General features: G+C 64.2%; 7 protein-coding genes. 2 read left to right on the top strand and 5 right to left on the bottom strand.

Annotated features, from left to right (window positions below):
- Positions 1-79: 79 nt before the first annotated feature.
- A complete protein-coding gene (gene mfd / locus ACT8X9_RS02320; RefSeq protein WP_444267989.1) occupies positions 80-3,565 on the top strand; it encodes a transcription-repair coupling factor in 3,486 nt (1,161 codons plus the stop codon).
- 20 nt (positions 3,566-3,585) lie between these two features.
- Positions 3,586-4,704: a foldase gene (locus ACT8X9_RS02315; RefSeq protein ID WP_444267988.1), complete on the top strand. Its 1,119-nt coding sequence runs from the start codon at positions 3,586-3,588 to the stop codon at positions 4,702-4,704.
- Between the two features lie 62 nt (positions 4,705-4,766).
- Here ACT8X9_RS02315 and ACT8X9_RS02310 read toward each other — a convergent pair whose 3' ends face one another.
- The 5 genes from ACT8X9_RS02310 to ACT8X9_RS02290 form a co-directional block, all read right to left on the bottom strand.
- Positions 4,767-6,536, bottom strand: coding sequence for a glycoside hydrolase family 2 protein (locus ACT8X9_RS02310; RefSeq protein WP_444267987.1), 1,770 nt, complete (start codon positions 6,534-6,536; stop codon positions 4,767-4,769).
- A gap of 9 nt (positions 6,537-6,545) precedes the next feature.
- Complete coding sequence (locus tag ACT8X9_RS02305; protein ID WP_444267986.1) at positions 6,546-7,730, bottom strand: pyridoxal phosphate-dependent aminotransferase; 1,185 nt, start codon at positions 7,728-7,730, stop codon at positions 6,546-6,548.
- Between the two features lie 19 nt (positions 7,731-7,749).
- Complete coding sequence (locus ACT8X9_RS02300) at positions 7,750-8,943, bottom strand: cation diffusion facilitator family transporter (protein ID WP_227620136.1); 1,194 nt, start codon at positions 8,941-8,943, stop codon at positions 7,750-7,752.
- A 147-nt stretch (positions 8,944-9,090) separates the two neighbouring features.
- Entirely contained in the window at positions 9,091-10,731 is a 1,641-nt protein-coding gene (ptsP, locus tag ACT8X9_RS02295; RefSeq protein WP_227620135.1) for a phosphoenolpyruvate--protein phosphotransferase, read from the bottom strand.
- Between the two features lie 90 nt (positions 10,732-10,821).
- Positions 10,822-11,085: an HPr family phosphocarrier protein gene (locus tag ACT8X9_RS02290; protein WP_227620134.1), complete on the bottom strand. Its 264-nt coding sequence runs from the start codon at positions 11,083-11,085 to the stop codon at positions 10,822-10,824.
- Positions 11,086-11,131 lie beyond the last annotated feature (46 nt).

Here is an 11,131-nt window from a genome sequence, read left to right as displayed (position 1 = left end):
AAGCCTCCCCTCGATAGGGGAGGTGGCACGGCGTCAGCCGTGACGGAGAGGTTTAACCCCACCAGAAAGGAGGTCTCCCATGTACGAAGCGCTCCTGAAAAGCACCCCCGAATACCAGAAGATCGCGGCCAGCCTTGCGTCGCCGGGGCCGGCGGCACTGTTCGGCCTGCCTCCGGCGGGCCGGGCGCTGCTTTACGCCTCCCTCCAGAAGGACACAGGCCGCGTCCTCTGCATCGTCACCCCCGGCGAGGCCGAGGCCACCCATTTCGCCGACGACCTCAAGACGCTGGGCCTTTCGGCGGCGGTATTCCCGCCCCGGGACTTCATGCTCCGCCCCGTGGAGGGCGCGGGCCGCGAGTACGAGTACCGGCGGCTGTCGGTGCTGGGCGCACTGGCGGGCGGACGGCTGCAGGCCGTCTGCGTCCCCGCCGAAGCCCTGCTCCAATACACGGTGCCGCAGGATGAGTTCCTGAAAAACACCCTCACCCTCAAGCCCGGCATGGTCTACAACCGGGAAGCGCTGGTAGAGCGGCTCTTCGCCGCCGGGTATGTGCGGCGCAGTCAGGTGGACGGCCCGGGCCAGTTCAGCGTCCGGGGCGACATCGTGGACATCTACGCCCCGGATATGCACCAGCCCGCCCGTGTGGAATACTGGGACGATGAGATCGACTCTCTGGCCTCCTTCGACCTGCTGACCCAGCGGCGGGACGGCGCGCTCGAGAAAATTTATCTTTCCCCTGCCCGTGAGGTGCTGTTCGGCAGCACGGCCGACACGGCGGACGCCCTCCGCGCCGCCCAGAAAAAAGCCCGGGGCAAGCGCCGCACCGCCCTTGAAAAGGCGATGGAGGCCGACCTTGCCCAGCTGGACAGCGGCGTCATGCCCGAGGCCATGGACAAATACTACGGCCTGCGGTACGAGACGCCCGCCACCCTCCTTGACCATCTCCGCAGCCCCATCTTCATCCTCGACGAGGTGGGCGGCATCCGGGACGCCCAGAAGGCCACCGAATTCCGCCGCAGCGAGGAGCTGACCGGCCTGCTGGAAGAGGGCGTCCTCTGCCCCGGCCTCGATGTGCTCTACCAGACCATGGACGACCTCGCCATCGCAGCCCAGAAACAAAGCACCCTGCTCTGCGAGAACTTCCTGCGGGGCATGAATGAGTTCAAACTCAAAGACCTCGTCAACGCCGAGGCCTTTGCTGCCCCCAACTGGGGCGGCGACCTTGCCTCCCTGCGGGAGGACCTCGACCCGCTGGTGGCGCAGGGGTACGCCGTCGTCCTCTTTGCCGGCACGCCCAAGGGCGCGGCGGCCCTCACCCGGGACCTCGCGGACAAGGGCTACGCCGTCAGCATGAGCCGGGACGTCCGGCCCACAAAGGGGCTGGTGCAGGTCCTGCCCGGCCACCTCACGGCAGGCTGCACCTTCCCCTTTGCCCATGCCGCCGTCCTCTCGTCCCGGCGCCACGGTCTGGGCGACGAGGCCGCCGAGGCCAAAAAGCGCAAGAAAAATAAGAACGCCCTCTCCAGCCTGTCGGACATCAAGCCCGGCGACTATGTGGTGCATCAGAGCCACGGCATCGGTATGTATGCGGGCATCCAGCGCCTTGAGGTACAGGGCGCGATAAAGGATTACCTCAAGATCCAGTATTCCGGCTCGGACGTGCTCTATGTGCCCGTCACCCAGCTGGACCTGCTGAGCCGCTACACCGCCCCCGGCGACGAGGAAAAGGTGAAGCTGGCCAAGCTGGGCGGCACCGAGTGGCAGCGCACCCGCGCCAAGGTGAAAAAGGCCACCGAGGAGATGGCGCAGGAGCTGATCGAGCTTTACGCCCGCCGACGGCAGGCCGTGGGCTACGCCTTTCCCGCCGACGGCGACTGGCAGAGCGACTTTGAATCCCGCTTCGAGTACGACGAGACGGACGACCAGCTCAACGCCACCGCCGAGATCAAAAAGGACATGGAAAAAGGCTGGCCCATGGACCGCCTGCTCTGCGGCGACGTCGGCGTCGGCAAGACCGAAGTCGCCCTCCGGGCGGCCTTCAAGTGCGTCATGGGCGGCAAGCAGTGCGCCATCCTCGCCCCCACCACCCTGCTGGCGTGGCAGCACTACAACACCATCATCTCCCGCATGGAGGCTTTCCCGGTGAAGGTCGGGATGCTCTCCCGCTTCCGCACCGCAAAGCAGCAGAAGGAGACGCTGCGGGGCTTACAGTCCGGCAGCGTGGACATCGTCGTCGGCACCCACCGTCTCCTCTCCAAGGACGTCCGCTTCCACGACCTCGGCCTTGTCATCATCGACGAGGAGCAGCGCTTCGGCGTCAAGCATAAGGAGAAGCTGAAGGAGAACTTCATCGGCGTGGATATGCTGACCCTCTCGGCCACCCCCATCCCCCGCACCCTGAACATGGCCATGAGCGGCATCCGCGACCTTTCCACCATCGAGCAGCCCCCCATCGAGCGCCAGCCCGTGGAGACGTTCGTGCTGGAATATAACGACGTCATCCTTGCCGAGGCCATGAAGAAGGAGCTGGCCCGGGGCGGTCAGGTCTACTATCTCCACAACCGTGTGGACAACATCGAGTCCACAGCCGCCCATGTCAGCCAGATGGTGCCCGGCGCACGGGTGGGCATCGCCCACGGCAAGATGACCGAGGAGGAGCTGAACCCCGTCTGGCAGCATCTGCTGAACGGCGAGATCGACATCCTCGTCTGCACCACCCTCATCGAGACGGGCATCGACGTGCGCAACTGCAACACCCTCATCATCGAGGATGCCGACCGGATGGGCCTCGCCCAGCTGTACCAGATCAGAGGCCGTGTGGGCCGCTCTGGCCGGAAAGCCTACGCCTACTTCACCTTCCGGCGGGACAAGACCCTCACCGACATCGCCCAGAAGCGGCTTTCCGCCATCCGGGAGTTCACAGCCTTCGGCTCCGGCTTCCGCATCGCCATGCGCGACCTACAAATTCGCGGCGCAGGCAGTCTGCTGGGCCACAGCCAGCACGGCCACATGGAGGCCGTGGGCTACGACCTCTATGTCAAGATGCTGGGACAGGCCATCGCCCGGGCCAAGGGCGAACCCGTCCAGCGGGACAAGAGCGAGTGCCTCGTGGACCTGCGGGTGGACGCCTTCATCCCCGAGAAGTATATCGCCGACGGCCCGGGCCGCATCGAGGCCTACAAGCGCATCGCCGCCATCCAGACCCCCGAGGACGCCGCCGACGTGCTGGACGAGCTGATCGACCGCTACGGCGACCCGCCCCCCTCGGTCAGCGACCTTGTCAGCGTCTCGCTGGTGCGGGTCCAGGCCGCCGCCGTGGGCGTCTACGAAGTCACCCAGAAGAAGGACACCCTGCTCTTACAGGTCGAGACGCTGGACGTCGGCATGATACGCGGCCTGCTCATCGCCTTTAATGGCCGGGTGACGGCAGGTGCGGGTACCAAGCCCTACCTCTCAGTGATCCTTCAGCCCGACGAAAAGCCGCTGGAACTGCTGCAAAGCATCCTCCGGGCGATGGCGGACATCCTTGCCGCCCCGCAGGAGGAAGCCTCCGGCAAAAAATAAACTTTATCAGGAGTACACTTATGAAAAAGAAACTCATCGCGCTCGTCTGCGCCCTCGCACTGGCCGTCGGCCTCGTGGGCTGCAGCCTCTCCACCCCGGATTCCATCGGCACCATCGGCGATGTGGACATCCCCTCCGGCCTCTATCTGCTGGCCCAGTTCGACGCCTACCAGACCGCCGCCGACCTCGCCTCCGACGAGCAGGATGCCTCCAAGGTGTCCAGCTTCCTCAAAGCCACCATCACCGTCGATGATGCCACCGGCGAGACCGCCGTGGTCAGCGACTATGTGGCCCAGAAGACCCTCGAGAACCTCGAGTCCTACGCCGCCATCGAGACCCGCTTCGACGCGCTGGGCGGCGTGCTGACCCCCGACGAGGAGGCACAGGCCGACAGCTATGCCTCCCAGCTGATGGAGCAGAACGGCGACCTCTATAAGGCCAACGGCATCGGCCTCGACACCCTCAAGCGGTTCGAGCGCATCCTCATCAAGAGCAGCGACCTGCTCACCCTCTGCTACGGCACCGACGGCGAGACCCCCGTCTCCGACGCTGAGCTGACCAGCCACCTCGAGGACGATATGGTCTACATCCGCTACACCGTCATCCCGCTGTACAATACCAGCACCTTCGCCTTTGCCGACGACGACCAGAGCACCCAGATGCTGGAGCTGGCCCAGACCGCCGCCGAGAGCTACAACGCCGCCGTCCACGCTGACGCCGCAGCCCAGACCTCCGCCTTCGGCGCTGCCGTCTCTGCCGCTCTGCCCGACATCTACGCCGTGCTGGACAGCACGCCGTCCTCCGACGCTGCTTCTCTCTCCACCGCCCTGCTGGGTGCTGCCGACATCGACTCCACCTTCTCTGAGGAGGGCGCTGCCGACGCCGTCCGTGCCCTGAAGCCCGGCGAGGCAGCTGCGGTGCAGTACTCCGGCTATGCGCTGATGCTCCTCGTCCGCCTCGACCCGCTGGAGGCCGACACGCTGGACGCTCTCCGCGCACAGGCCCTCTCCGACATGAAGAGCAGCGAGCTGCAGGACAGCATCCAGTCCTTCGGCGCTTCGCTGCCTCATGCGCTGGACACCGCCGCCATGAAGAAGCTTCCGGCCTCCAAGATCAAGAACACCCAGAGCGACCAGTAATTTTTCCGGAATAAGATGCAAAAAACTCCGAGGGCCTTCCGGCTCCCGGAGTTTTTTTGCTGTCAGGATACGACCTTTTCAAATTCCGCTTCCAGCGCCTCATTGACGGCCCGGATGGCAGCGGCCTCGGGCTTGATGGCCCGGCGGTCGTAGGTGAACAGGCCGTTCACCTCATCCTCCACATCGGTCAGCTGCGTGTATACCAGCGCCGAGAGGCCCTTTCTCAGCTGGGGCAGAATGGTCTTGAGCTGCAAGTCACGGTAGCGCCTGGTCAGTTCGGCCCGGCTTCTGACTGTGCCGTAGCCGTAGGTCTTCCGGGGCGGCTCATGGCCGGGCATGGGCCACGCGATGCCGCCGTACTCGCTGAGGGCCACCGTCCGCGCTTTCGGGCGGATGCGGACCGGATAGAAGTAGTTGTGGATGGAGTGAACATCTCCCCCGCCCCGGTCGAACCAGCCGCTGGCCTCATCCACCAGACGGGTCGGGTCGAGGGCGCGGAGGGCCTTCGTCGCTTTCTCTGCGTCGAACTGCCCCCAGCCCTCATTGAAGGGCACCCAGCATCCGATGGAGGGGTGCTGGCCCAGCGCGGCCACCGTGTCGGCCAGCTCCCGGCTGTACTCCTCCCGGCTGTGGGCGCTGCCCCGGCCCAGCAGGCCCCAGAGCAGCTTCCCGTCCGGGGCATAGCGCAGCAGTGGCTGCAAAGCGTTCGTCAGATAGGTGACGTACCACATGGGGTAGGCCCCGCCGCCGTTCACCATATCCTGCCAGACGATGATGCCCAGTTTATCGCAGTGGTAATACCACCGCTCCGGCTCGATCTTGGCGTGCTTGCGCAGCAGATTGAAGCCCAGCTCCCGCACGGTGTGCAGCTCGTGCTCCACTGCCCCGTCGGAGGGCGGCGTATAAAGGCCCTCGGGCCAGTAGCCCTGATCCAGCAGGCCGTTGAGGAGGATGGGCTTTCCGTTCAGGAAAAAGCGCTTCACGCCCCGTCCATCCTCTCTGCACTCCCACTTGCGGAGGGCGAAGTAGCTGTGTACGGTATCGAACCCCTCCTCTTCGCCCTGCGTCGTACCAACGGTCAGGTCGTAGAGGAAGGGGCTGTCGGGACTCCACGGGAAGAAGTGCTCCTCGGAGATATTCAGGGTCACTTCGCCGTCTTGGTCGGCCTCGTCGCTGCCCCAGTCCTCGGCGATGGTCACGCCTCCGGCCCGGACAGCCGCCCAGACATTTACCGCGCCGCCGGGCTTCGTGGTATGGACTCTGACCGTCACAGTCCGGGCGTCATAGTCTGGGGTGACGGTGAGGCTTTCGATATAGTTTTCCGGCACCCGCTCGAGCCAGACGGTCTGCCAGATGCCGCTCTGGGCCGGGTAGAACATCCCGCCGGGCTTGAGGGTCTGCTTGCCTCTGGCCTGCGTGCCCGCACCGGTGGGGTCTTGGACCGCCACCCAGAGGGTATTGTGCCCCTGCGGGCGGAGCAGGTCGGTGATGTCCAGCGTGAAGGGCCAGTAGCCGCCCCGGTGTCCCCCGGCCAGACGGCCGTTGACCTCCACCGCGCAGGCATAGTCCACCGCCCCAAAATGGAGCAGGACCCGCCCTCCCTCGCCCGCCGGGGGCGTGAAGGCGCGGTGATAGTGGAGCCACTGGCCGGGCTGCAAGGTGCGGCTCACACCGGAGGCCCTTGCCTCGGGCGAATAGGGCACGAGGATGCTGCCGTCCCACCGGGCCGGAAACTCCGGGCTTCTGGTGATGGCGTAATCCCACAGGCCGTTCAGATTCAGATAGCTGTCCCGGCGCAGGCTGGGACGGGGATATTCGGGGAGCGGATGCATTTTATTTCCTCACTTATAGGCCGCAGCCAGCTTTTCCAGCGCAGGCAGGCTGCGCTCCACCTTCTCGGTGTCGATGCAGTAGGCAAAGCGGACATAGCCCTTGACGCCGAAGGTGTCGCTGGGCACCAGCAGCAGGTCGAACTCCCGGGCCTTGAGGCAAAAGGCATTGGCGTCCTCTTCCAGCGCCTTCGGAAAGATGTAGAAGGTGCCGCCGGGGCGCTCCACCTCGAAGCCCAGCTCTGTGAGCTTGTCGTAGAGCAGGTTCATGTTCGTCTCGTAGACGGAAAGGTCGCTGGTCGCGTCGAGGCACTGGGCCACGGCGCGCTGGATGATGCTGGGCGGGCAGTTGTGGCCGGTGAAGCGGGAGATCTGGGCCATCATATCCACCAGCAGCTCCTCGCCCTCACAGCCGGGCCGGACGGCCACATAGCCCAGACGCTCGCCGGGGAGGCTCAGGCTCTTGGAGAAGGAGAAGCAGGTCAGGGTGTGGGGATAGAATGCCGCCGGGTAAGGCACCTTCCTTCCGTCAAACGCGATGTCGCGGTAAGGCTCATCGCTGACGAGGAAGATCGTGTGGCCGAAGGCCCTGCTTTTCTCGGTCAGGATGTCAGCCAGCCGGGTCAGCGTCCCGGCAGAGTAGACCACGCCGGTGGGGTTGTTGGGGGTGTTGATGAGGACGCAGGCGACATTCTCGTTCAGCATCGCCTCAAAGGCGTCGAGGTTCGGCTGGAAGGCCGGGGCCTGCGGGGGCACGACCTTCAGGACCGCGCCGGTGCCCCCAACATAGGGGCCGTACTCCGGGAAATAGGGCGCGAAGGTCAGCACCTCGTCGCCGGGCTTGGTCACAGCGCGGATGGCGTGGGCGATGGCCCCCGCCGCACCCGTGGTGGGGAAAATATCCTTCTGCTCGTAGGGCAGGCCGAAGGTCCCGGCCAGATGGGCCGCCACAGCGGTGCGGAAGCCCGGGTCGCCCTGACTGGGGCAGTAGCCGTGGAGGGCCACCGGCTCCTCCTCGGCCAGCAGGGTCTGCATGGTCTTGGTGAACTTGTCCGGGCAGGGCACGCTGGGGTTGCCCAGTGAGTAGTCGAACACGTTCTCATAGCCGATCTCGGCGGCGCGCTGTTTGCCATACATGAAAGTCTCGCGGATGACGCTCTTATGGCCCAGCATGGCGCGGTAAGTCTCGTTCAGCATAATACTTCCCCTCTTTTTCTTATTGTTCCTCTTCGGGCGGGGCAGACGCATAGCTCTGCTCCACCTTTATGACACAGCAGTATTTCGGGTCCTGCTCCTTGACGAAATTGCACATCTCGGCCAGCCGGGCATCCTTATCGCCGGTGTAGCCCGCCGGGAAGACAAGGTCGAAGAGAACATTGGTGTGGCTGTCTCCCGGCACGATGCGCAGGTCATGGACGGACAGGCGCGGGTCCATCTGGCGGGCTTTCTCCATCAGACGGCTGCGCAGGACGCCCACGGCGGCGTCCGATGTCACGATGGGGTCGTAGTGGATGGTGACCTGCAGGCGGTCTTTTTCCATAAATTCCCGCTCGATGTTGTCGATGATGTCGTGGGCCTCCAAGGGGTCGGCCTCCGCCGGGAACTCGATGTGGAGCGAGGCGAACTGATGCCCCGGGCCGTAATCGTGGACCATCAGGTCGTGGACGCCCAGCACGCCGGGATAGCTCATGACGGTGCGCTCGATGTGCTCCACCAGCTCTGGCGAGGGGCTTTCGCCCAGAAGCGGGCTGAGGGTATCCATCATCAGCCCCCACCCCGACCACAGGATGAACCCGGCCACCGCCACGCCCATGAGGCCATCCAGCACATCCCAGCCCGTCAGGCGGGAGAGGACGGTGGACAGGAGGACGGCGCTGGTGGTCAGTACGTCGTTCCGGCTGTCGGCGGCGGTGGCCATCAGGGTCTCAGAGCCAATGCGCTGGCCGATGGTCTTGTTGAAACGGCTCATCCAGAGCTTGACGCCGATGGACGCCGCCAGCACCGCCACGCTGAGCCAGCTGAACACCACCGCCGTGGGGTGGAGCACCTTCAGGACCGATTCCTTCAGCAGCGAAAGCCCGATGGCGAGGATGGTGACGCAGACCACGAGGCCCGCGAGGTACTCATACCGGGCGTGGCCGTAGGGGTGCTTCTCGTCCGGGCCTTTGGCTGCCAGCCGGAAGCCCACAAGGCTCACCACGTTGGAGGAAGCGTCCGAAAGGTTGTTCAGCGCGTCGGCCATGATGGCGATGGAGCCGAAAAGGGTGCCCGCCGTCAGCTTGCCCAGACAGAGCAGAATATTGCAGGCCATACCCACAAGGCTGGCCAGATTGCCGTAGGCCGTGCGGACGGCGGCGTCCTTCGTGTCCTCCGGATGCCTGATGAACAGGCGGATAAGCAGTCGTGTCATAAATATTTCCTCTCAGCAGATGTACCAATGCTATCAGTATAGCACTGCACTTTATGGTTTTAAAGCATTTCTGCAAATTTTTCGGGTGCAGAAAGCCCCCGGCGGGGAAGTTCCCTGCCGGGGGCCGAGGGTTCAGCGTGGAATGCCTTATTTATCCGAAGGCTTGCTCAGGTCGATGCTGCGGATGATCTTGCGCACGGGCAGCACGCTCTTGGCGTTCATGGACAGCTCATCCACGCCCATCCGCAGGAAGGTCTCGGTGAGGGCGGTGTCTGCGCCCAGCTCACCGCAGATGCCCACCCAGATGCCATGGCGGTGGCCCGCGTCGATGGTCATCTTGATGGCCCGGAGGACAGCGGGGTGGTGGGGGTTGAAGAACGGCTCCAGCTTTGCGTTCTGACGGTCCAGCGCACAGGTGTACTGGGTCAGGTCGTTGGTGCCGATGGAGAAGAAGTCGCACTCCTCCGCCAGCTCGTCCGCGATGAGGACGGCGGCAGGCGTCTCGATCATGGTGCCCACTTCCATCTTCTCGTCGAACTTCTTGCCCTCTGCACGCAGCTCGGCGCGGCACTCGTCCAGCACGGCCTTGGCGTCCTGCAGCTCCCGCAGGCTGGTGATCATGGGGAACATGATGCTCATGTTGCCGTAGGCCGAAGCCCGCAGCAGCGCACGCAGCTGGGTCTTGAAGAAGTCCTTCCGGGTCAGGCAGATGCGGATGGCGCGGTAGCCCAGTGCGGGGTTGTCCTCGTGGTCCAGCTTCATGTAATCCACGGTCTTGTCCGCGCCGATGTCGCAGGTGCGGACGACCACCTTGCGGGGCGCAAGGCTCTCCAGCACCTGCTTATAGGCCTCGAACTGGTAGTCCTCCGTCGGGAAGTCCTTGCAGTTGAGGTAGACGAACTCGGTGCGGAAGAGGCCGACGCCGCCGGCGTCGTTCTGCTGCACCGCACCCACGTCGCCCATGCCGCCGATGTTGGCAAAGACGTTGATGGTCCTGCCGTCAAGGGTGGTGTTGGGCTTGCCCTTCAGCTCCTGTAAGAGGGCCTGCTTTTTCTGGTCCTCCTGCTGGCGCTTTTTCAGGCTCTTGAGCAGGTCGGGGGTGGGGTCAACGTAGACGCAGGCATTGTAGCCGTCCACGACCGCCATCTTGCCGTCCCAGTCGTCCTGAATGTCCTTGCACTGGATAAGGGCGGGGATGTTCATGCTGCGGGCGAGGATGGCGGTGTGGCTGTTGGAGCTGCCCTCCCGGGTGATGAAGCCCAGCAGCAGGCTCTTGTCCATCCGGACAGTCTCGGAGGGGGCGAGGTCCTCTGCCACGAGGATGCTCGGCTCGGTGCCCTGCAGCGTCGCGTTGTCCACCCCCTGCAGAATATCGAGGATGGCCTGCGCGATGTCGATGACATCGGCGCTGCGGGCCTGCAAATAGGGGTCGTCCATAGCCGCAAAGACGGCGGCCTGATTGTCTCCGGCGGTCTTGACGGCGTACTCGGCGCAGCGGTGCTGGCCGTTGATGATCTCTTTGATGGCGTCCACGAAGTCGTCGTCGTCCAGCATCATGGCATGGATGTTGAACACCTCGGCGATGTCCTCGCCGGCCTCAGCCAGAGCCTTCTCGTAGAGGGCGGTCTGCTGGTCGATGGCCTTGGCGCGGGCATCCTCAAAGCGCTGGAGTTCAGCGGCGGTGTCGGCCACCTCAGCGGCGGAGATAACGGTATTCTTTTTCTTATAGATCTTCAGCTTTCCGATGGCAATGCCATTCAGGATGCTTTTACCGGTGCCTACCTGCATTGCATTTTCTCCTTATTTCATCGTTTTCATCTTCGTAACAAAAAGCCCTCGCAGGCATTCCCCGCAAGGGCTTCTCATCACACTGGGCGATCAGACGTTCTCGCTCAGGAATTTCTGGATCGCTTCGGCGCAGGCGGCCTCGTCGTCGCCCTCCACTTTGATGGTCACGGTGTCGCCCTGCTTGACGCCCATGCCCATCAGGGCCATCAGCTTGCGCAGGTCGCAGGTCTTGCCTGCCTTTTCGAGGGTAGCGGTGCTTGCAAAGCCCTTGGCCACCTTGACGAGCAGGCCGGCGGGACGTGCGTGGATGCCGCAGGCATCCTTAACGGTGTACTGGAATTCCTTCATGATCATTTTCTCCTTACTTCATCCGATCCTCCCGGGCAGCTCACCCTGCCCA

Source organism: Faecalibacterium sp. (assembly GCF_052358865.1).
GTDB lineage: Bacteria > Bacillota > Clostridia > Oscillospirales > Ruminococcaceae > Faecalibacterium > Faecalibacterium butyricigenerans.
Note: the sequence above shows the minus strand (reverse complement) of the source record. Positions and strands in the feature narration are given on the sequence as shown.